This window comes from Pantoea sp. PA1 (assembly GCF_056856975.1).
Map to the genome: position 1 here is coordinate 146973 of NZ_JBXGEE010000005.1, position 21033 is coordinate 168005.

The window sequence follows — 21033 nt, forward strand, 5'->3', positions numbered from 1 at the left end:
AATAAGCACCGTTTAAATGAACCTCATGAGAGGTTGCGATTCAAATCCTGAAGAATCTTTACGCAAAGAATAAGCACATTAAGATAAATAATTCAGAATGCCCGCACGTTAAACGGGGGGTGCCTATGAAAGACAATAAATATAATGAAAGCGTAATTGTCTCCATCACTGAGTGGATTAATCACAATCTCGATCAGCGTTTAAGTATTGATGATATTTCGGAAAAGGCGGGTTATTCCAAATGGTATCTGCAGAAACTCTTTGCCCGCTATCATAATGAAACACTGGCGCGCTATATCCGCAGAAAAAAGCTTAACGCCTGTATTCATGATTTAAAAAACAGCCGTACGCCCATTATCAGCCTGGCGCTGAAATACCATTTTGAAAGCCAGCAATCCTTTACCCGCTCATTCAAACAGATGATGGGCTGCACGCCGAGCGCCTGCCGCAAGCGTCCGCTGAGTAATGGGAGCAGCGCAGCGCTGGCAGAGGCGCAGAATCCCTGTGCCCTGTGCGGCTACGCGCGGCCCGACGCGGAGATTCAGCCGCGCTGTGCCGTCACGGTGCGCCCTGTTACGCGCCCGGCACGCGGTTATGCGCAGGCCGACACTTTCCGCGATGCCGGTTAATCACTCATCCGGCTGATAATACTGCACACCAATCTGAATCCGCTCACGTCCCTGAGCAACGCGATGACGATTGGTGTCGCGCAGTGAATAGACACAGCCGCAATATTCCTGCTGATAGAAACTTTCGCGCTTGCTGATTTCGATCATGCGCGCCGACCCGCCACCTTTACGCCAGTTAAATTCCCAGTAGAGCAGATCGGGATAAGCGGCCGCTGCACGGACACCGCAGCTGTTAATCTGCTTCATGTCTTTCCAGCGTGAAATCCCCAGACAGCTGGTCATAACGGGAAAGCCGTTTTCATGCGCATAGAGCGCGGTTCGTTCAAAGCGCATATCAAAGCACATGGTGCAGCGTTCACCGCGCTCCGGAGACCACTCCAGACCGCGCGCCCGCTCAAACCAGTTGTCCCGGTCGTAGTCAGCATCAACAAACGGCACGCCAAATTTTTCAGCAAAACGAATATTCTCCTCTTTGCGCAGCTCATACTCTTTGAGCGGATGAATATTCGGGTTGTAGAAATAGATCGTGTAATCAATGCCGGATGCCAGCATCGCTTCCATCACTTCACCCGAACAGGGGGCGCAGCAGGAGTGCAGCAGGACTTTATTGTGACCGCCCGGCAGAGGCAGCGGCTGACGCTGGAAAGGTTCAGACATAAACACCTTCAATCAATAGCAGGAAAGCGGCAGTGTAATGCCGCCGGTGACGAGTTGCAAAATCTGCGCGGCTTTGTGTAATCGTGCCCCTACCCCTGTTTTGCCTCCGTCGCCACCCCATTGATATCTCATGCTTTATTTTGCGGCTCTGTCTGACTGAGCGGTAACAGTGGTCGGAAGTGTGATCGGCAACACACTGGCGTCGACTATGTTTACATAACATTAACAATGTTGACACTGGACTACCGCAAGGAGACTCGCATGGGCGCGGCAAAAAAATCGGGAAGTACGCAGAACCGCTTTACCTGGTTCGTCTGTTTTATGGCTGCGCTGTCCGGCCTGCTGTTTGGCCTGGATATTGGCGTCATCGCCGGTGCCCTGCCGTTTCTGGCGAAGGATTTGCAGATCACCAACCATCAGCAGGAGTGGGTGGTCAGTTCGATGATGTTTGGCGCGGCGCTGGGTGCGCTGGCGGCGGGCTGGATGTCATCAAAGCTGGGACGCAAGAAAAGTATGCTGGCAGGCGCGACGCTGTTTGTGATTGGCTCGCTCTGGTCAGCCTTCTCACCGGATGTGACCTCGCTGGTCTGCGCGCGCGTGATTCTGGGCCTGGCGGTAGGCATCGCCTCCTACACCGCGCCGCTCTATCTGGCCGAGATTGCGCCTGAGCGTATTCGCGGCTCAATGATCTCCATGTATCAGCTGATGCTGACCACCGGCATCGTGGTGGCCTATCTCTCCGACACAGCTTTCAGCTACAGCGGTAACTGGCGCGGCATGCTCGGGGTCATCGCGATTCCGGCGGTGATCCTGTTTATCGGCGTGCTTTTTCTGCCCAACAGCCCGCGCTGGCTGGCGGCACACGGTCGGTTTAATGAGGCGCAGCGGGTTCTGGACCGGCTGCGTAACAGCAGCGAGCAGGCCCGTGAGGAGCTGGAGGAGATCCGGGAAAGCCTGCAGGTGAAGCAGCGCGGCTGGTCACTGTTCCGCTCGAATGGCAATTTCCGCCGCGCGGTGTGGCTCGGCATGCTGTTGCAGGTGATGCAGCAGTTTACCGGCATGAACGTCGTGATGTATTACGCCCCTAAAATCTTCAACATCGCCGGGTTCTCCAGCACCAGTGAGCAGATGTGGGGCACGGTGATTGTCGGGCTGGTCAACATGCTGGCGACGCTGATTGCCATCTTCTTTGTGGATCGCTGGGGCCGCAAACCCATGCTTACCACCAGCTTTCTGGTGATGGCCGTGGGGATGGGGGTGCTGGGCACGCTGCTGCACATCGGCGTTGAGACCGACTTCCGCAAATATTTTGCGGTGGCGATGCTGCTGATGTTTATCGTGGGCTTTGCGATGGCAGCCGGTCCGGTTGTCTGGCTGCTCTGTTCCGAGATCCAGCCGCTGAAAGGGCGTGACTTCGGGATTACCGCCTCCACGACCACCAACTGGGTCGGCAATATGATTGTAGGGGCAACCTTCCTCACCCTGCTCGATCAGCTGGGGAATGCCAACACCTTCTGGTTCTACGGTGCGCTGAATCTGGTGTTTATCGTGCTGACGATGATGCTGGTGCCGGAGACCAAACATGTGACGCTGGAGCACATCGAACGCAATCTGATGAAGGGCAAAGCGCTGCGTGATATCGGGGCGTAACCGCCCCGACGCGGCTTACCACTGCAATGACTGGCCGGCGTAATCGACGTAGTGATGTCCTCCACGACCGCGCCAGTGGGTCAGCTGCCGGACGATACCTTCTGCGCTCTCTTCTGCCGTCAGGGGCGCGCTTTCGCCACCCATGTCGGTTTTTACCCAGCCGGGGTGCAGCGTCAGCAGCGTTCCGCCCTGCGCGTCCACAGCAGCGGTCAGGGTGCGGCTTAACATGTTCAGTGCCGCTTTGCTGGCAGCATAAATCGGCATCTGCGCATCCGGGTTTTCATTCAGGCTGCCGAGCTGGGAGGAGGTCAGTGCCAGCACACCACTCGGCTTCAGCAGTGGCAGCAATCTCTCTGCGCTGCGTACCGGCGCGATGGCATTGGTCAGGAAGAGCTGCGCCAGTTCCTGATCGTCACTCTGCGACAGGGTCTGGTGCGACGGCCCGGAAATGCCGGCATTAATCAGAATGGCATCGAACCCCTCACCGGTGAGCTGGCCAGCCAGCTCTTCCACCGCTGACGCCTGGGTCATATCCAGCGCGTGCCAGCGGATTTCGGGCCGGTTGCCCTGCGCCGGGATGCCGCTGCGATGGGTGGCCGTAACCTGCCAGCCCTGTCCGGCGAACGCCTGCGCCACCGCCAGGCCGATACCGCGTGAGGCGCCGATAATCAGTACCTTATTTTGCTGAGCCATATTCACTCCTCGTTAGTGGTCTCATCACAAGCTTAACGGCAAATCGGCGCAGAGCGCGGCCCGCCGTGCTTTTTCGCCGGGCCACCGCACGTCAGGTAACTTTTCACTGCTGGCAGAGGAGGTTGCCTCTGTCAAAAAAGTATTGCTACGCATATTGCAATGCGCATCAAGCCGCCATCGGGTAGCGGCTGAGTGTATGTTTTAGTGGGGACTGAATGAAGGCCTGGCACTTATACTGGATCAATCCGGCAAATCCTCCATTCATCTCAACAACTCTTGCGAAAAAACCTCGTTTCGATGATCACTAAATAGCCAACTTCATTTTTTTCTGATAATTTTTTCTTACTTTATTCTGAAGTTAAGGAAAGGCTCGACATAACCTAACTTTATCAACAACCTGATTAATATAAGAAAAAACAAACCCAATCCTTTTACATCCCGGCAACTTCATTACACAAGCTAATGAAGTCCAAACACACGGCTCAGGTCGAACAGAAACAGGGTGAGCAATGGATATTTTCAATAACCTCAATGGTCTATCAGCTAAGATTCAGCAACAGGCAGCAATTATTCAGACAGAAGAAGCTACTAAAAGCGCTTTTGTCATGCCCTTCATCAGCCAGATACTGGGATATGATGTTTTTGATCCCACAGAAGTTATACCTGAGTTCATTTGTGATGTCGGAACAAAAAAAGGTGAGAAGATTGATTACGCCATTTCTAAGGGCGGTGAAATTCAAATCCTGATTGAATGTAAAAAAATTGGCGAGCCTTTGAATGTTAAACATGCTTCGCAGCTGTTCCGTTACTTTCATGTGACTAATGCCCGGATTTCTATCTTAACAAATGGCCAGCTTTATAAATTCTTTACCGATCTCGATGCACCAAACAAAATGGACGAGAAGCCTTTTTTAGAACTGGATTTGTTGGATATTGACGAACACGTAGTGCCAGAACTGGTTAAACTAACTAAAACGGCTTTTGATGTTGATTCGATTGTCAGTGCAGCCGGTGAGCTTAAATTCATCAGCCAGATAAAAAAGATGATTTCCAGTCAATTCAGCGAACCCGATGAGGACTTCGTTAAGCTTTTTGCCTCACGTGTTTATGACGGCATACTCACACAAAAAGTCAGAGAACAATTTTCTGTTCTGACTAAAAAGGCTGCTACACAGTGGCTCAATGATCAGGTGAACGAACGACTCAAGTCGGCAATTAGTGGCGGAACCATGGTATCAACTCAATCCAGTGCCGATATTTCCAAAAGCAGTACTGACGAAAAAAGTGAGGCAGACAGTAGTAACATCGTTACTACTGAAATGGAAATTGAGGGATTTCATATCGTAAAATCGATAATCAGAAAAGTTATTGAACCTCAACGTATCACTTTTCGCGATACCCAAAGCTATTTTGGCATTTTGATTGACGACAATAATCGTAAGCCGATTTGCCGCCTTCATTTCAATCGGAGCCAGCTTTATATCGGGTTGTTTGATGGCGAGAAGAAAGAGACCCGCCATCCGATAACATTGCTAAACGATATCTACAACTTTACCGATCTGTTAAGAGAGACCGCACAGCAATACAGTTAAAGTCAGGAAGCCAGGATGTTTTCCTGGCTTTACTTATCCCTGTGTGTCCCGGCTTTTATCATCCGGACTGTCGCCGTTCTCGTTCCCCTGGCTCTTCTCCACTTCCTGGGGATGGCCCATTGAGAGCGCCGTGGCGCTGGCCGGATCGAACAGTGACAGGCTTTCAATCTGGTCAACCATGATCACCTTACGAAACGACATCGCATCTTTCGGTGTCGAGTCGAGCGTAATGCCATGCTCGGCATACCATTTGCTGTAGTTGTGCTCCACCGCCAGCTTCAGCGTCTTGCTGTCGCGATAGCCGCTCAGCATCGGAATCAGCACAATGTTTTTGGTGCTCTCATATTCGAACGTGGAGGCGTGAACCATGCCGATGTAGATGCGGCGGGACTTCAGCGTGATCCACGCCAGTTCACCCTCTTCCATGCACTGAAACAGCAGTTGCTCCACGCCGTTAGATCGGGAGAGCCGCTGATAGAGATCTTTACGGCCTGAAACGTTCAGCCGTGCGCTGCCCGCCCAGTTAGAGCGGTAAAGACAGAGCAGGATCGCGAAGGCCAGCATAATGACGACCGGAGCCTGGATGCCAAGAAAGCTCCAGTTCATGAACTCCACCTGCCACTTCAGATGGGCGCCCGGTATAACCTGAACAGCATTTGCCAGCGCGGAGATGCCCAGCAGCAGCAGCCAGACAAGGCCGGTGGCAAAGACCCCCTGCAGGACAAAAATACAGCCATACAGCGCGACCAGGAAATAGACGTCCCAGCCTGATGAGCGGCGGATTTTAAAACGGCTGTTGAGATCGCGGCTGGTGTACCAGTAACCACTCACCATCAGGACCATGAATATTGCGGTACCCACCTCAGACTCCCTTTAACGCGTTCACATGGCGGGAAAAATCTTCGTGGACTTCCTCGCTCAGCGTGTTGACCGAGATATTGCCGTTCTCATCAATGATGATGCGTTCACCTTCGGCAATCGAGTCGTTGATATCCTGGCGGGTCATGATCTGCAGAAATTTCTCGGGACTGGCAAAGACCGACTTAATAAACCTGAACATAGCGATCCACTTGTGAGTCAAAAAAAGAAGTATGTGACTGAATCCACACTCTCGCCCAATTAATTTCAGGGGAAATTTCTTAAAATCAGCTAATTAGCGAAGCGGTAAGGCGTTGTTTCCGGCGATTTTTTCCTGAAAACCTCAACGTTACCAGCGGCCTGGCGTCGCAGACGCCTCCTGCTCTGTTGGATTGAGCTGCGGGGACGCGGCGCGCTCTCCCGGCCAGGAAAGACTAAGCTCAAGGGTCATCCGCGTACTCTTACCCTGTCTGAAACGCATCGAGGAAAGTTTGCATGAAACTACGAACACTGGGCCGTACCGATCAGCGCGTCTCTGAAATTGGCTTTGGCGCCTGGGCTATCGGCGGAACCTGGGGAGAGGTCAGCCTGGAGGATGCCAGAGCCGCACTGCATGCCGCGCTGGATGCGGGCGTCACCTTTATCGATACCGCCGACGTCTATGGCGATGGCCGCTCTGAAAAAATCATTGCCGAGGTGCTGAAACAGCGCGGCGGCGAACGCCCTTTCGTGGCTACCAAACTGGGGCGGCGCCTCTCTCCCCATGTGGCTGAAGGCTACAATGCGAAAAACCTCAACGATTTCATTGACCGCTCGCGGGATAATCTGCAAACCGACACGCTGGATCTGGTCCAGCTGCACTGCCCGCCCACCGAGGTCTATTACAGCCCGGAGGTGTTTGCGGTGATGGATGAGATGGTGGCCGCCGGAAAAATCCGTCACTACGGCGTATCCGTTGAGAAAGTCGAAGAGGGTCTGAAGGCGCTGGAGTTTCCCAACGTCGCGTCCATTCAGCTGATTTACAACATTTTCCGCCAGCGTCCGGCTGAACGGCTTTTGCATGAGGCGAAAAGCCGAGATGTGGCTATCATCGCCCGTGTGCCGCTGGCATCAGGCGTGCTGACCGGCAAAATGCATGCCGACAGCGTGTTTGCCGCTGACGATCACCGCACCTTTAACCGTCATGGCGAAGCGTTTGATAAAGGAGAGACCTTTTCCGGCGTGCCTTATGAGGTGGCGCTGGAGGCGGTTGAGGAGATTCGCCGCTTTGTTCCGGGCGACATCACGATGGCCCTGTTCGCGCTGCGCTGGATCCTGATGAACGACGATGTCAGCGTGGTCATTCCCGGTGCGAAAAACCGCCAGCAGGCGGAAGCGAATGCGCGTGCCAGCGGCGTTGACGCGCTCTCTGCGGAAACGATGGCGGCGCTGAAGCAGCTCTATCAGGAGAAGATCGCGCCCCACGTGCATCAGCGCTGGTAAACGGGCGTTACAACGCCTGGGCGCAGGCCCAGGCGGAACTCCAGGCCCACTGGAAGTTATATCCCCCCAGCCAGCCGGTCACGTCCGCCACTTCACCAATAAAGTAGAGTCCCGGCACCGCGCGCGCCTCCATGGTTTTTGAGGAGAGCTGGGTGGTGTCCACGCCGCCCAGCGTCACTTCGGCGGTGCGATACCCCTCGGTGCCGTTTGGCTGGATGCGCCAGGCGTGCAGGGTCTGCGCCAGTTCCGTTTGCTGTCGGCTGTTGAGCTGCTTCAGCGTGACATCCGGCACCACGTTCAGCGCCTGCAGCACTTCCACCAGCCGTTTCGGCAGGATTTTTGCCAGACTGTTTTTCAGGCTGAGGTTAGGATGGGCGTCGCGCTGCGCCGTCAGAAACGGTGCCAGCGGGGTGGCGGGCGACAGATCGACCGTCACGAACTCACCCGGCTGCCAGTAGCTGGAGATCTGCAACACCGCCGGGCCGGATAGCCCGCGATGGGTGAAGAGCATCGCCTCTTTAAAGCGGGTACCATCCTCTGCATCGATGGTGGTGTCCAGCGCGACGCCAGAGAGCGTCTGCAACTGCTCCAGCAACGGTTTATGCAGGGTAAAGGGCACCAGAGCGGCCCGCATCGGGAAGACGCTCAGCCCGAACTGCTCCGCAATTTTGTAGCCAAACGGCGAGGCACCCAGACCCGGCATCGACAGGCCGCCGCTGGCGATCACCAGCTTTTCAGCCTGCACCGTGCTGCCGTTGAGTTGCAGCGTATAACCGCGCTCATCGCGCGTGACGCTGAGCACTTCACTGCGCAGCCGCAGAGTGACATTGCCCCTGTCACACTCGGCCAGCAGCAGATCGACAATCTGCTGCGCAGAGTCGTCGCAGAAGAGCTGGCCCAGGGTTTTCTCGTGCCAGGCGATGCCGTGGCGATTAACCAGATCGATGAAATCCCACTGGGTATATCTGGCCAGCGCCGACTTGCAGAAGTGGGGATTGTGCGACAGATAAGCCGCCGGTTCTGTGTAGAGATTGGTAAAGTTGCAGCGCCCGCCGCCAGACATCAGAATTTTGCGGCCCGGCTTCTTGCCATTATCCAGCAGTAATACGCGGCGTCCCCGCTGTCCGGCCTGGGCGGCACAGAACAGGCCTGCGGCCCCGGCACCAATGATGATAACGTCAAACTGTTCCACTGCAGCTCACTCATATAACAGGAAAGGCGCAGATTGTAGTGATCTGCTCACTGAGACGCCAGCGTCAAAAAATTGCCGTAAATGTGTCATAATGTATCTGCTTAATATCTAACCCTTTTTCGCTGACTTACGCGTCAGGCTTACAACGAAAGGTCAAATTAGGGCTATATTTTCCTTTCCCATACAGCACGTTGTCGCGGATAATGCGCCGCGTTCATGTCCTCCAAAAATGGCGTAACGTTTATGCTACATCTGTTTGCTGGTCTAGACCTCAGTACGAGTCTGTTATTGGTTCTTGCCCTGCTGTTTGTATTGTTTTACGAAGCGATCAACGGTTTCCACGACACGGCCAACGCGGTTGCGACGGTCATCTATACCCGTGCCATGCGTGCCCAGCTTGCTGTGGTCATGGCAGGCGTATTCAACTTCCTTGGCGTGCTGCTCGGTGGATTGAGTGTCGCTTACGCTATTGTTCATATGCTTCCCACCGACCTGCTGTTAAATGTGGGATCGGCACACGGTCTCGCCATGGTGTTTTCTATGCTGCTGGCGGCGATTATCTGGAACCTCGGCACCTGGTATCTCGGTCTGCCGGCCTCCAGCTCCCATACGCTGATCGGCGCCATTATCGGTATCGGTCTGACCAACGCCCTGATGAGCGGCACCTCGGTCGTTGATGCCCTCAACATCCCGAAAGTGCTGAATATCTTCCTTTCTCTGATCCTGTCGCCGATCATCGGCCTGGTGATTGCGGGTGGCTTAATCTTTATTCTGCGCCGCTACTGGAGCAGCACCAAAAAGCGTGCGCGTATTCATATGACGCCTGCTGACCGTGAGAAGATCGACGGCAAGAAGAAGCCGCCGTTCTGGACCCGTATTGCTCTGATTGTATCGGCAATCGGTGTCAGCTACTCGCACGGGGCAAACGACGGCCAGAAAGGCATTGGTCTGATCATGCTGGTCCTGATTGGTGTGGCTCCGGCGGGGTTCGTGGTCAACATGAATGCCTCCGGTTACGACATCACGCGCACCCGCGATGCGGTCAATCACCTGGAGCAATATTATCAGCAGCATAGCGCCTCGCTGACGCATATCATCCAGATGGCACCGCCAAAACTGCCGACACCGGAAGAAGTGCCGGCCACCAGCCCGCAGGAGTTCCACTGTGACAGCGCCCGCGCACTGCAGGCGGTTCAGCGTGCTCAGGGACTGCTGAATAACCTGCAGAGCTACGATCAGCTGACGGTTGAACAGCGCGGTCAGATGCGTCGTCTGCTGCTCTGCATCTCCGACACCGCCGACAAGGCGGCGAAACTGCCGGAGACCACGCCCGATGACAAACGCTTCCTCGGTAAGCTGAAAAGCGACCTGCTCGGCACCATCGAGTATGCGCCGGTCTGGATCATTATGGCTGTGGCGCTGGCGCTGGGCACCGGCACCATGATTGGCTGGCGTCGTGTCGCCACCACCATTGGTGAAAAAATCGGTAAAAAAGGCATGACCTATGCGCAGGGCATGTCAGCTCAGGTGACGGCCGCGCTGTCGATTGGCGTCGCCAGCTACACCGGTATGCCGGTTTCGACCACGCACATCCTCTCCTCATCCGTTGCCGGTACCATGCTGGTTGACGGTGGCGGATTGCAGAGCCGGACCATCAAGAACATCGCGATGGCGTGGGTCTTCACCCTGCCGGTCTGTATTGTGCTGTCAGGTTCGCTCTACTGGATTGCGCTAAAACTGGTGTAATGCAACTGGTGTAATACCAGCTAAAAAGGGCGACTCCGGTCGCCCTTTTTTAATGCCAGATCGCCAGCGCCACCAGGCTGATAATGACCAGTCCGCACAGCGCGCTGGTCAGAATAAACTGCCCCCGCACCCGCTCGCAGCGCCGGATAAACTCATCGTCATGATGGTCGAGATAGCGCTTAGCCCAGATATAGGTCACCAGCCTCACCTGCTTGCTCGGCTGACCGTGAGAGGTAAAAAAGCCCGCGCCGTCGACATACTGATAGAGCAGTGGATCGCACCCCCGTAATACCGCCAGCAGTGCGCGCAGAGATGAAAAATAGCGCGCCATATTCACGATACATACCACACAAAGCGCCCAGAAAAGCGCAACCGTGCTGATCATATTCTCCCCCCTCCCGACTGGCGGCGCAGTCGCTGACCCAGCGATAAATCCCTGAGCAAACCTGCCGTCATCACCAGCCACTGAATCACCGGACTGCGAAAGTTTTCGACCCCCTGAGCGGCTGCGAATCGGACCGCCTTTTTTCAGTGTAGGAGAAATCTTTACGTTTTTTCCAACGATGATTTTCGTTCGGCGCGAGTAAATCCGGCACAGCCTTGATCTTATTCACAAGCCAGACGGCAACCACAGCATTTACGGTGAGAGAAGACTATACTCAGGGCATAACTACATCACCTGCAACGCAGGCAGACACTTTGGTGGCGCTCATCGCCCGCTCGCGCAAGGGATTTTGCTCAGCTGTGACGCGGCAGGAACACCGGATGCCATCCTTAATCTCGCGAAAGGAGTTTTATCATGGCTTATAAACATATCCTGATTGCAGTAGACCTTTCCCCCGAAAGTCAGTTACTGGTGGATAAGGCCGTTTCGCTGGCTCGCCCGTACGATGCCCGCATTTCCCTGATTCACGTCGACGTGAACTACTCCGACCTTTACACCGGTCTGATCGACGTTAACCTGGGGGATATGCAGAAGCGTATCTCGGAAGAGACGCACACTGCCCTGAAAGGGTTATCAGAGGCGGCCGGTTATCCGATCAGTGAAACCCTGAGCGGCAGCGGCGACCTGGGTCAGGTTCTGGTCGATGCCATTAAGAAGTATGACGTTGACCTGGTGGTCTGCGGTCATCATCAGGATTTCTGGAGCAAGCTGATGTCTTCGGCCCGTCAGTTGATTAACACGGTGCATATCGATATGCTGATTGTGCCGCTGCGCGATGCCGACGACGAATAAATCCTTTTCTGAAAGCCGGCGTCAGCCGGCTTTTCTCTGTCGTCTCTTTCAGGTTCGGCCCGGCCCCCGCATTTATCCGCTTCATTTCGCTTATCTGAACATCATATTAAAACCGGCGTTACATTAATGAATCGTTGATTCGCTAATGCGAATCGTTTTATTACATGCAGCGCGCTGTTTATCACAATTTTACTATGGGCAACCTTTTTCCCATTCGCTATCTTTCGCCTGCTCTCTGACCTGTTTACATCAGAGAGAGCAGGAAAAAGATAAGCTGATCTATTTAATCAATAAGGACATTAACAATGAGAGAAATTAACGAGAAAGAAATTGCGGCGGTAAGCGGTGCTGGCCTGCCTGAATTTCTGGGTGACGTGAACAGCGCACTGACGGACGTTTCGGGCTTACTGGATAGCACCCTGACGTCGCTGAAGGAAAGCACCACATTCGGAGAGCGACTGAGTCTGACCTTCAGAGCCCTCGGCCTGAATGTGGCCAAAAGCTTTCTGACCGCCTTTTCCGGCTTCCTGACGACAATATCGGCCTGATTTATTTACCCTGTTTGTACGATTGCGCAAACAGGAGAGGCTGAAGCATGCCTGAAACGTTATCAGGCATGCTCTTTAAGCAAAAACAGAAAACGAAATTGCCACTCGCGCTGACATGCGTTATTCGCTGAGCGGGGGATAAATATCAAAGCGATGACTTTTAGTCACTACGGCGGCCTGCGTAACCACACCCGCCAGCGGCGGCGCATAGTCTGGCCGTTTTACCACAATGCGTTTTCTGGCCAGCCGGCGGGCAGGCTCCAGTAACGCATCCGCATCCTCATCCGGCCCCACCAGCGACTGAAAGACCCGCATCTCCTTTTTCACCAGCGCACTTTTCTGGCGATGGGGATACATCGGATCGAGATAAACGACGTCAGGCGGTGGCGTGATATCACCCAGTGCCTGGGCACTGGCCGCATGAATCAGCGTCAGCCGCTCGCGCAGCCAGGGACCGATTTCTGCATCCTGATAGCCACGCTGCAGACCATCTTCCAGCAGTGCTGCCACCACCGGATGGCGCTCCAGCATCCGTACCCGGCAGCCCAGCGCCGCCAGCACAAACGCATCGCGTCCCAGACCGGCGGTCGCATCGACCACATCCGGCAGATAACTGCCTTTGATGCCGACCGCTTTGGCGACGGCTTCACCGCGTCCTCCGCCGAAACGGCGACGATGGGCCATGGCGCCGGTGACGAAATCAACAAAAATACCGCCCAGCTTTGGCTCATCCCGCTTACGCAGTTCAAGGTGGGTCGCAGTCTGCACCAGCGCCAGCAGTGCGGTATCATCCTGCTCCAGCTGCCAGCGCTGCGCTAAACGTGACAAGGCGCCGTCTCCGGCGCCTGATTCATCGAGCAAACAGATTTTCACGAACCGACTTATCCCTGAATGCCGTAATGTTCCAGCATCGCATCGAGCTGCGGCTCACGGCCACGGAAGCGCTTAAACAGCTCCATTGGCTCTTCCGAACCGCCGCGCGTCAGGATGTTATCCAGGAAAGACTGGCCGGTTTCGCGGTTGAAGATCCCCTCCTCTTCAAAACGGGAATAGGCATCCGCCGCCAGCACGTCCGCCCACAGATAGCTGTAGTAACCTGCCGCATAGCCGCCCGCAAAGATGTGGCTGAAGGCGTGCGGGAAACGGCCCCATTCCGGCCCCGGCACCACCGCCACGCGGCTTTTCACTTCGCGCAGGGTTTCCAGAATCTGCGCGCCTTTTTCCGGGTTGAATTCGGTATGCAGACGGAAATCGAACAGGCCGAACTCCAGCTGACGCAGGATAAACAGCGCGGCCTGATAGTTCTTCGCCGCCAGCATTTTATCCAGCAGGGCTTTCGGCAGCGGTTCGCCGGTCTCATAGTGTCCGGAGATAAATGCCAGCGCATCCGGCTCCCAGCACCAGTTTTCCATAAACTGGCTTGGCAGTTCGACCGCATCCCATGGCACACCGCTGATACCGGACACGCCAGGCGCTTCGATGCGGGTCAGCATGTGGTGCAGACCGTGACCGAACTCATGGAACAGGGTAATCACTTCGTCATGGGTGAAGAGCGCAGGTTTCCCCTTCACCGGACGGTTAAAGTTACAGGTCAGATAGGCGACCGGCTTCTGCAGGGTGCCATCGGCTTTACGCATCTGACCCACGCAGTCATCCATCCAGGCGCCGCCACGTTTGTGTTCGCGGGCATAGAGGTCGAGATAGAAGCTGCCGCGCAGTTCGCCGGTTTCATCGAACAGATCGTAGAACTTCACGTCAGGATGATAGACCTCAACGTCGTTACGCTGCTTCGCACTGATGCCGTAGATGCGTTTAACCACTTCAAACAGGCCAGCGACCGCACGCGCTTCCGGGAAGTATGGGCGCAGCTGCTCATCGCTGATGGTATAGAGATGCTGCTTCTGCTTTTCCCCGTAATAGGTGAGATCCCACGGGTTCAGCTCTTCAACGCCATGCTCTTTTTTCGCGAAGGCGCGCAGCTGCTCCAGCTCTTTTTCCCCCTGCGGACGGGCGCGTTCGGCCAGGTCATTCAGGAAGTCGATCACCTGAGACGGGCTCTGGGCCATTTTGGTCGCCAGCGATTTGTCGGCGTAAGAGTCAAAGCCCAGCAGCTGTGCCAGCTCGTGACGCAGCGCCAGCTCTTCCGCCATGATCGGGCCGTTATCCCATTTACCGGCGTTTGGCCCCTGATCGGAGGCGCGTGTCGCATAGGCGCGATACATCTCTTCACGCAGCGCCGCGTTGTCGCAGTAAGTCATCACCGGCAGATAGCTTGGGATATCCAGCGTCAGCAGCCAGCCCTCCTGCTCTTTGGCTTCGGCCTGCGCTTTCGCCGCCGCCAGCGCACTTTCTGGCATACCGGCCAGCTCACTTTCGTCGGTGATCAGTTTGCTCCAGCCCATGGTGGCATCCAGCACGTTGTTGCTGTACGCCGAGCCCAGCTCGGAGAGGCGCGCGGCGATTTCGCCATAGCGCTGCTGCTTCTCTTTCGGCAGACCGATACCGGAAAGCTCAAAATCGCGCAGGGCGTTATCTACCGCTTTCTTCTGCGCCAGATCCAGGGTCGCGTATTGATCGCCCTCTTTCAGATCGCGATACGCCTGATACAGTCCCTCATGCTGACCCACCCAGGTGCTGTACTCCGACAGCAGCGGCAGCGTCTGCTCATAGGCTTCGCGCAGCTCCGGGCTGTTCTTCACGGCATTGAGATGGCTGACCGGCGAGAAGATACGGCTCAGGCGGTCATCCGTTTCAGCCAGCGGCTGAACCAGGTTATCCCAGGTGTAAGGCGCGCCGTGCGCCACGACTTTTTCAACTTCTGCGCGACACTGACTGAGCACTTCAGTCACGGCAGGCACCACATGTTCAGGCTGGATGGCAGAAAAAGGGGGAAGCGTAAAAGATGTCAGTAGCGGATTGGTCATAGCGCAGTCCTTTATGGATGTATGGGGCGCAGCGGGTCGCGCAACGCAATCTCAATAACATGCGGCTTAGTGTAGCGAAAATCAATGGCAGGCAGGATGAGGTGAGGAAGAAACCGCCGGATGGCGCGCCCGATTTGTTGTCACGCTTCTGGCACATCGCCCGTCCATCCCTGATATAATCGCGGATTCTCATGCTTTTCCTGCGTCGGGTGCTGTGCGTCGTTCTGTGGGTAATACGTGAGGTAATAATTGGTACAAATTGATTTCCCATCGATTAAAACCTTATACATTCAACAGGATAAACAATGCTGAGTTATCGCCATAGCTTCCATGCTGGCAACCACGCCGACGTACTGAAGCACACCGTGCTGAGTCTGATCATTACGGCGCTGAAAGAGAAAGAGAAACCGTTCTTCTACCTGGATACTCACGCAGGCGCGGGCCGCTATCAGCTCAGCGGTGAACACGCCGAGCGCACCGGCGAATATCTGGAAGGCATCTCCCGCATCTGGCAGCAGCCCGATGCGCCTGAACTGCTGCAACCCTACTTTGATGCGATTGCTGCGCTGAACCGCAGTGGCACGCTGCGCTACTATCCCGGCTCGCCGCTGATTGCCCGTCACCTGCTGCGTGAAGATGACAAACTGCAGCTTACGGAACTGCACTCCAGCGACTACCCGCTGCTGCGTAACGAGTTCAGCAAAGATAAGCGCGCGCGCGTCGATCGTGCCGACGGCTATCAGCAGCTGAAAGCGAAGCTGCCCCCGCTGTCGCGTCGTGGTCTGGTGCTGATCGACCCGCCGTACGAGATGAAAAGCGATTATCAGGCGGTGGTGAAAGGCATTCAGGAAGGCCATAAGCGTTTCAGCACCGGTGTTTTTGCGCTGTGGTATCCGGTGGTGTTACGTCAGCAGATCAAACACATGCTGCGCGATCTGGAAGCCACCGGTATCCGCAATATCCTGCAGATTGAACTGGCGACCCGTCCTGACAGCGATCAGCGCGGCATGACCGCTTCCGGCATGATCGTGATTAACCCGCCGTGGAAGCTGGCGCAACAGATGGAAACCCTGCTGCCGTGGCTGCATCAGAAGCTGGTGCCCGCCGGAACCGGCCACGCGGTCGTGAACCAGATCGTACCTGAATAAGTGCGTCCGGCCTGATGTGGCTCCTGCTGGCCGGTGCGCTGGCCGCGCTGCAACCCGCCCGACGGCTGGCTCTCCTGCTGTTAGCGTTCGCCGTCGGAGTGGGGTTCTATCAGCATGTTCTGACGTGGCCGGTGCTGCCGTTGCTGGCTGGCACCGGGGTGCTGGCCGCGCTGCGTCTCTGGCATCCGGCCCCTTCCCGACGGCACCGCCTCAGCGAAGCCCTGCTGGTTGTGATTGCCGTGGGGTTATTTCTCCATCTGTTCCCCGGCTTTGCTAATCCCCGCCAGGTGGATGAGGTGCGTGCTGGCGCGCAGAGCGTGCCTTTCAGTTTTTCCTTTAACTTCGATAAAGCCCTGGTTCCCTTTGTGCTGCTGGCCGCGCTGCCCACCCTCTTCCGCGCCCCTGCCCACCCGCCGCGCTTTCGCTGGCTCAGTGCGCTGGCGTTAATCGCCGCGGTTCCGCTGCTGCTCGGTAGCGCCGTGCTGCCGGGCGGCCTGGCGATTGAGCCCCACTTTCCACCGTGGCTGGGGGCGTTTGTGCTGGCGAATCTCTTCTTCGTTTCGCTGGCGGAAGAGGCGCTGTTCCGGGGTTATCTGCAACAGCGGCTGAGAGAGGCGCTGGGGGGGATGCCCGCGCTGCTGCTAAGCGCGCTGCTGTTCGGGCTGGTGCACGCCCCCGGCGGCGTGCTGCTGGTGATTTTTGCCACCCTGGCGGGAGGATTGTACGGCCTGGCGTGGCACTGGAGCGGCCGCTTATGGCTGGCGACCCTCCTGCACTTTGCCCTGAACCTTACCCATCTGCTGCTGTTTACCTATCCCGCGCTGCAACATTAAACGGTGAAGACCGCCAGGTCGCTCGCCAGCTCGGTGCGAGGGAAAATCGTCTGGCACTCGGCCAGCAGGCGGCTCATATCCTTTGCCAGATAGCGGGAGCTGAAGTGAGTGGCGATCAGCCGTTTGGCTCCGGCGCGCTTTGCCACGTCGGCCGCCTGCAGGGTAGTGGAGTGTCCGCGTCCGTTGGCTTTCTCCTCCATCGCCGCCTCCAGCGTAGTTTCATGCACCATCAGGTCAACATCCGCCGCCAGCTGCAACGCGACATCGGTCGGCGCCGTATCGCCAAAGATGGCCAGCTTTTTGCCCGGCGTCGACGGGCCGAGATAATCCGCGCCATTGACCACCCGCCCATCTTCCAGCGTCACGCATTCCCCCTGTTTCAGCTGCTGAAACCATGGCCCGCGCGGAACCCCTTCCGCTTTCAGCCGCGCGGCATCCAGCAGGCCGGGTTTGTCGTGCTGCTCAATGCGATAACCAAAACACGCAACCGGATGGTTCAGCGGCCAGGCACTGATCCGGAACTCGCCATCATCCAGCGTCCAGCCCGCCTCAATCTCAACAATGTTCAGCGGATAGTCGGTGTAGGAGCCGCTGATCGCCAGCGCCGTTTCAACAAAGGTCTTTAAGCCTTTCGGGCCATAGACCGTCATCGGGGTGGTTAGCCCGGCCATTGAGCGGCTGGTGAGCAGCCCCGGCAGACCAAAAATATGGTCGCCATGCAGATGGGTGATAAAAATTTTATCCAGCTTGCCCGGTTTCAGGCTGGAGCGCATAAACTGTAACTGCGTTCCCTCGCCGCAGTCGAACAGCCAGGTTTCCCCGCTCAGTGCGCGGGTGAAGGCGATGGCGGTGACGTTGCGTTGCAGGCTGGGCGCACCGCCGCCGGTGCCGAGAAAAGTAAGGTGCATGGTATGCTTCCCTGAAAGCGATGAAAAAACAGAACCCTATTACAATCATAGGCGCAATCTTTGCGTCATTTCGACCGACAGCGTTACACTCAACCCCAAATTTTTATGCAACCGGATGGATACTTCAATGACCCGACATTTCGACTATCTCGCCATTGGCGGCGGCAGCGGCGGCATCGCTTCAATTAACCGTGCGGCCATGTATGGCCAGAAATGTGCCCTGATTGAAGCCAAAGAGCTGGGCGGCACCTGCGTGAACGTAGGTTGTGTGCCGAAGAAAATCATGTGGCACGCCGCGCAAATCGCCGAAGCTATCCATCTGTACGGGCCGGATTATGGCTTCGACACCACCGTGAATCGTTTCGACTGGGCCACGCTGGTCAAAAACCGCAGCGCCTATATCGATCGTATCCACAACTCCTATGACAACGTGCTGGGTAAAAACAAAGTCGAAGTGATTAAAGGCTTTGCCCGGTTTGTCGATGCACACAGCGTGGAAGTCAATGGCGAGATTATCACAGCCAGCCATATTCTGATCGCCACGGGCGGCCGCCCGGTTCATCCTTCGATTCCGGGTGCGGAGTACGGTATTGATTCTGACGGCTTCTTCGAGCTGGACGCCCTGCCAAAGCGCACCGCGGTGATCGGTGCGGGCTACATCGCGGTGGAGCTGGCCGGTGTGGTGAACGCGCTGGGATCGGAAACCCATCTGTTCGTGCGTAAACACGCGCCGCTGCGCAGCTTTGATCCCCTGCTCAGCGAGACGCTGGTAGAAGTGATGAACAGCGAAGGGCCGATGCTGCATACCGAAGCCGTTCCGAAAGCCGTGATTAAAAACGAAGATGGCAGCCTGACGCTGCAGCTGGAAAACGGCAGCGACTACACCGTGGACTGCCTGGTCTGGGCGATTGGCCGTGAGCCTGAAACGGACAATCTCAATATTCAGGCCGCGGGCGTGGCGCTGGATGAGAAAGGCTACATCCGCGTCGATAAGTTCCAGAACACCAATGTGTCAGGCGTTTACGCCGTGGGCGATAACACCGGTGCGGTTGAACTGACCCCGGTGGCGGTGGCCGCGGGCCGTCGCCTCTCTGAGCGCCTGTTTAACAACAAGCCGGACGAGCATCTCGACTACAGCAATGTCCCGACCGTGGTGTTCAGCCATCCGCCGATTGGCACCGTCGGTCTGACAGAGCCGCAGGCGCGCGAACAGTATGGTGACGATCAAGTGAAGGTCTACAAATCGTCGTTTACGGCGATGTACACCGCCGTGACGCAGCATCGTCAGCCGTGCCGCATGAAGCTGGTCTGTGTGGGTGCCGATGAGAAGATTGTCGGGATTCACGGTATCGGATTCGGCATGGATGAGATGCTGCAGGGCTTCGCCGTGGCGCTGAAAATGGGTGCGACGAAGAAAGACTTCGACAACACCGTGGCGATCCACCCGACCGCAGCGGAAGAGTTTGTGACCATGCGCTAGCCACCTCTCCCCTGCGCATGACTGACCGTTACCCGCTGAGACGTTGCTCTGCGGGTAGCGGCTTTAATTAAAATAGGTTTCCCGCAACGGCGTTAATGCCGCACCCAGTGCCGAGCTGTCCCCCTCAATGGCGCTGAGCAGAATATCCGGATATTCCGCAGAAATGCCCCAGCGTTCACCCGAGCTCGTGCGCGGCATAGCTAAAAACATCTCCCCCAGCTGACGGGGAATTTCACCCCCTAATATGATGGCGCCGGGATCAATCACCGCATTCATGGCATCCATTGCCCGATGCAGATTTGGCGTTACGTCTTCTACCCACTGTTGCGCAATCGGCCAGGCCGGATCGAATTTATGATTGAGATCGCGTATATCTCTGATTTCAATACCGCCATCACGTAACCGATCGATCAGGATCCCGAGGGCCGGGCGTAGCTTGCCCTCTTCCGGCGTAAAAATACGGCTGATCTCCCCCGCATTCCCGAATGCCCCCTGGAACGGTTTGCCGTTAATCACGATGCCACCGCCAAAACCATAATTAAAAGAGAGATAGCCAAACGTATCATATTTCAGCCCGGCGCCTAAAAAGGCTTCAGCGTGCGCCGCCGTTGTGGCGTTATTTTCAATCCATACCGGTCGATCAAATAACATGGTAATTTCACGATGCAGATCGATGCCCATCCACGCTTTTAAAGGTTCAGGCGGATTGAAATACTTTCGTGATTCATAAAGAAAGCCCGCCATGCTGTATCCCACCCCACAGACTTTTTCTGGCGAAATACCATATTGTTTTAAGGTATCCAGATAGTGATGTCTGATATTCAGTAAGGTCCGGGCAGGATCGCGCGGGTGCGTATCCAGTACGCAGTATTCTGTAATGCCGCCCCGGAAATTAATCAGGCTGGCGGCCACGCTGTCTGAGTTAATCGAGATGCCGTAACCATAACGCGCGTTCGCATTGAGGGATAACGACGGGCTGGGCTTGCCTCTTCCCTGGGATGGCGATTCCCCCAGGCTGAGAAAGCCGTTTTCGGTCAGCGTATCAACAATGCGGTGAACAGATGACTGATTCAGAATGGTTTGCGAAACCAGCGAGGAGCGGGAAATGCCATCGTTGCGGCGGACAAGCTCAAGAATGAGTTTTTCACTGCGATTAAGTTCGACTTCATGACCAGCGGAATATCCATAAACCACAGCGTTCTCCTCAACCTGTTTAATAATGCCTTCTGTTAACAACCTAGCATGCTTTTATGCATAGCGAATAGTTAAAGACCCTGCCCTGGCGTTTTCGTTAAATGTGCCGATATTCAGCCTCTCCTGCCCTGCCTTACACGATCATAAAAGCGTCATAATGGTGAAACATTAAGAGGGGAGACTCCAATATCATGCAATGAGCATGATATTAAAACGTGCCTTATGTACGGACTGGCACTTTCACCGTGCACAGGGCTCTGCC

The 21033-nt window shown here is 55.8% G+C and carries 20 protein-coding genes; 10 read left to right on the forward strand and 10 right to left on the reverse strand.

Translation table 11 applies throughout. From position 1 onward, the window contains the following. Positions 1-125: 125 nt before the first annotated feature. Positions 126-629 (forward strand): helix-turn-helix domain-containing protein, encoded by a 504-nt coding sequence (locus tag AC1V0D_RS18250; protein WP_471803918.1) that lies wholly within the window; start codon positions 126-128, stop codon positions 627-629. On the opposite strand, the gene AC1V0D_RS18255 is transcribed toward AC1V0D_RS18250, so the two are convergent. Beyond that, entirely contained in the window at positions 630-1286 is a 657-nt protein-coding gene (locus AC1V0D_RS18255; protein ID WP_009087852.1) for an epoxyqueuosine reductase QueH, read from the reverse strand. Between the two features lie 261 nt (positions 1287-1547). Between AC1V0D_RS18255 and AC1V0D_RS18260 the strand changes: the two genes are divergently transcribed. Further along, positions 1548-2936: a sugar porter family MFS transporter gene (locus AC1V0D_RS18260; RefSeq protein ID WP_046100768.1), complete on the forward strand. Its 1389-nt coding sequence runs from the start codon at positions 1548-1550 to the stop codon at positions 2934-2936. Between the two features lie 15 nt (positions 2937-2951). Here AC1V0D_RS18260 and AC1V0D_RS18265 read toward each other — a convergent pair whose 3' ends face one another. After that, positions 2952-3629, reverse strand: a complete 678-nt coding sequence (locus AC1V0D_RS18265) for an SDR family oxidoreductase (RefSeq protein ID WP_325937336.1) — start codon at positions 3627-3629, stop codon at positions 2952-2954. Positions 3630-4138: 509 nt separating this feature from the next. On the opposite strand from AC1V0D_RS18265, the gene AC1V0D_RS18270 reads away from it, so the two are divergent. Continuing rightward, positions 4139-5221, forward strand: coding sequence for a type I restriction endonuclease (locus AC1V0D_RS18270; protein ID WP_140925618.1), 1083 nt, complete (start codon positions 4139-4141; stop codon positions 5219-5221). Between the two features lie 33 nt (positions 5222-5254). Here the strand turns inward: AC1V0D_RS18270 and AC1V0D_RS18275 are convergent, their stop codons facing one another. Both AC1V0D_RS18275 and AC1V0D_RS18280 read right to left on the reverse strand, forming a co-directional pair. Continuing rightward, the gene (locus AC1V0D_RS18275) at positions 5255-6082 is read right to left on the reverse strand and encodes a hypothetical protein (RefSeq protein WP_033736088.1); all 828 of its coding nucleotides are present in this window, start codon (positions 6080-6082) and stop codon (positions 5255-5257) included. A gap of 1 nt (position 6083) precedes the next feature. Further along, entirely contained in the window at positions 6084-6281 is a 198-nt protein-coding gene (locus AC1V0D_RS18280; protein ID WP_033736089.1) for a hypothetical protein, read from the reverse strand. A gap of 293 nt (positions 6282-6574) precedes the next feature. Here AC1V0D_RS18280 and AC1V0D_RS18285 point away from each other — a divergent pair, with 293 nt between their 5' ends. Beyond that, complete coding sequence (locus tag AC1V0D_RS18285; RefSeq protein WP_482907850.1) at positions 6575-7561, forward strand: aldo/keto reductase; 987 nt, start codon at positions 6575-6577, stop codon at positions 7559-7561. A gap of 7 nt (positions 7562-7568) precedes the next feature. On the opposite strand, the gene AC1V0D_RS18290 is transcribed toward AC1V0D_RS18285, so the two are convergent. After that, positions 7569-8753: a BaiN/RdsA family NAD(P)/FAD-dependent oxidoreductase gene (locus AC1V0D_RS18290; RefSeq protein ID WP_482907851.1), complete on the reverse strand. Its 1185-nt coding sequence runs from the start codon at positions 8751-8753 to the stop codon at positions 7569-7571. Positions 8754-8996: 243 nt separating this feature from the next. Here AC1V0D_RS18290 and pitA point away from each other — a divergent pair, with 243 nt between their 5' ends. Continuing rightward, on the forward strand, positions 8997-10499 hold the full coding sequence (gene pitA, locus AC1V0D_RS18295; protein WP_146239924.1) for an inorganic phosphate transporter PitA: 1503 nt from the start codon (positions 8997-8999) through the stop codon (positions 10497-10499). Between the two features lie 49 nt (positions 10500-10548). Here the strand turns inward: pitA and uspB are convergent, their stop codons facing one another. Further along, the gene (gene uspB / locus AC1V0D_RS18300) at positions 10549-10884 is read right to left on the reverse strand and encodes a universal stress protein UspB (RefSeq protein WP_009087864.1); all 336 of its coding nucleotides are present in this window, start codon (positions 10882-10884) and stop codon (positions 10549-10551) included. Between the two features lie 414 nt (positions 10885-11298). Between uspB and uspA the strand changes: the two genes are divergently transcribed. Together uspA and AC1V0D_RS18310 are read left to right on the forward strand one after the other, a co-directional pair. Then, positions 11299-11736 carry a universal stress protein UspA gene (gene uspA / locus AC1V0D_RS18305; RefSeq protein ID WP_009087866.1) on the forward strand — a complete coding sequence of 146 codons (438 nt, stop codon included), beginning with the start codon at positions 11299-11301 and terminating at the stop codon, positions 11734-11736. A gap of 305 nt (positions 11737-12041) precedes the next feature. After that, positions 12042-12284: a hypothetical protein gene (locus AC1V0D_RS18310; protein WP_058956944.1), complete on the forward strand. Its 243-nt coding sequence runs from the start codon at positions 12042-12044 to the stop codon at positions 12282-12284. 120 nt (positions 12285-12404) lie between these two features. Here AC1V0D_RS18310 and rsmJ read toward each other — a convergent pair whose 3' ends face one another. After that, positions 12405-13157, reverse strand: coding sequence for a 16S rRNA (guanine(1516)-N(2))-methyltransferase RsmJ (gene rsmJ / locus AC1V0D_RS18315; protein ID WP_046100774.1), 753 nt, complete (start codon positions 13155-13157; stop codon positions 12405-12407). An 8-nt stretch (positions 13158-13165) separates the two neighbouring features. Beyond that, positions 13166-15208: an oligopeptidase A gene (gene prlC, locus AC1V0D_RS18320; protein ID WP_111207843.1), complete on the reverse strand. Its 2043-nt coding sequence runs from the start codon at positions 15206-15208 to the stop codon at positions 13166-13168. A gap of 305 nt (positions 15209-15513) precedes the next feature. On the opposite strand from prlC, the gene AC1V0D_RS18325 reads away from it, so the two are divergent. Beyond that, a complete protein-coding gene (locus AC1V0D_RS18325; RefSeq protein ID WP_009087873.1) occupies positions 15514-16356 on the forward strand; it encodes a 23S rRNA (adenine(2030)-N(6))-methyltransferase RlmJ in 843 nt (280 codons plus the stop codon). Between the two features lie 14 nt (positions 16357-16370). Continuing rightward, on the forward strand, positions 16371-17189 hold the full coding sequence (locus AC1V0D_RS18330; RefSeq protein WP_337021990.1) for a CPBP family intramembrane glutamic endopeptidase: 819 nt from the start codon (positions 16371-16373) through the stop codon (positions 17187-17189). On the opposite strand, the gene rnz is transcribed toward AC1V0D_RS18330, so the two are convergent. Beyond that, on the reverse strand, positions 17186-18097 hold the full coding sequence (rnz, locus tag AC1V0D_RS18335) for a ribonuclease Z (protein ID WP_058956939.1): 912 nt from the start codon (positions 18095-18097) through the stop codon (positions 17186-17188). The genes AC1V0D_RS18330 and rnz overlap by 4 nt on opposite strands. A gap of 127 nt (positions 18098-18224) precedes the next feature. Here rnz and gorA point away from each other — a divergent pair, with 127 nt between their 5' ends. Further along, positions 18225-19577, forward strand: coding sequence for a glutathione-disulfide reductase (gene gorA / locus AC1V0D_RS18340; RefSeq protein ID WP_009087879.1), 1353 nt, complete (start codon positions 18225-18227; stop codon positions 19575-19577). A gap of 63 nt (positions 19578-19640) precedes the next feature. On the opposite strand, the gene AC1V0D_RS18345 is transcribed toward gorA, so the two are convergent. Then, the gene (locus tag AC1V0D_RS18345) at positions 19641-20771 is read right to left on the reverse strand and encodes an ROK family transcriptional regulator (protein ID WP_325954494.1); all 1131 of its coding nucleotides are present in this window, start codon (positions 20769-20771) and stop codon (positions 19641-19643) included. Between the last annotated feature and the right edge of the window lie 262 nt (positions 20772-21033).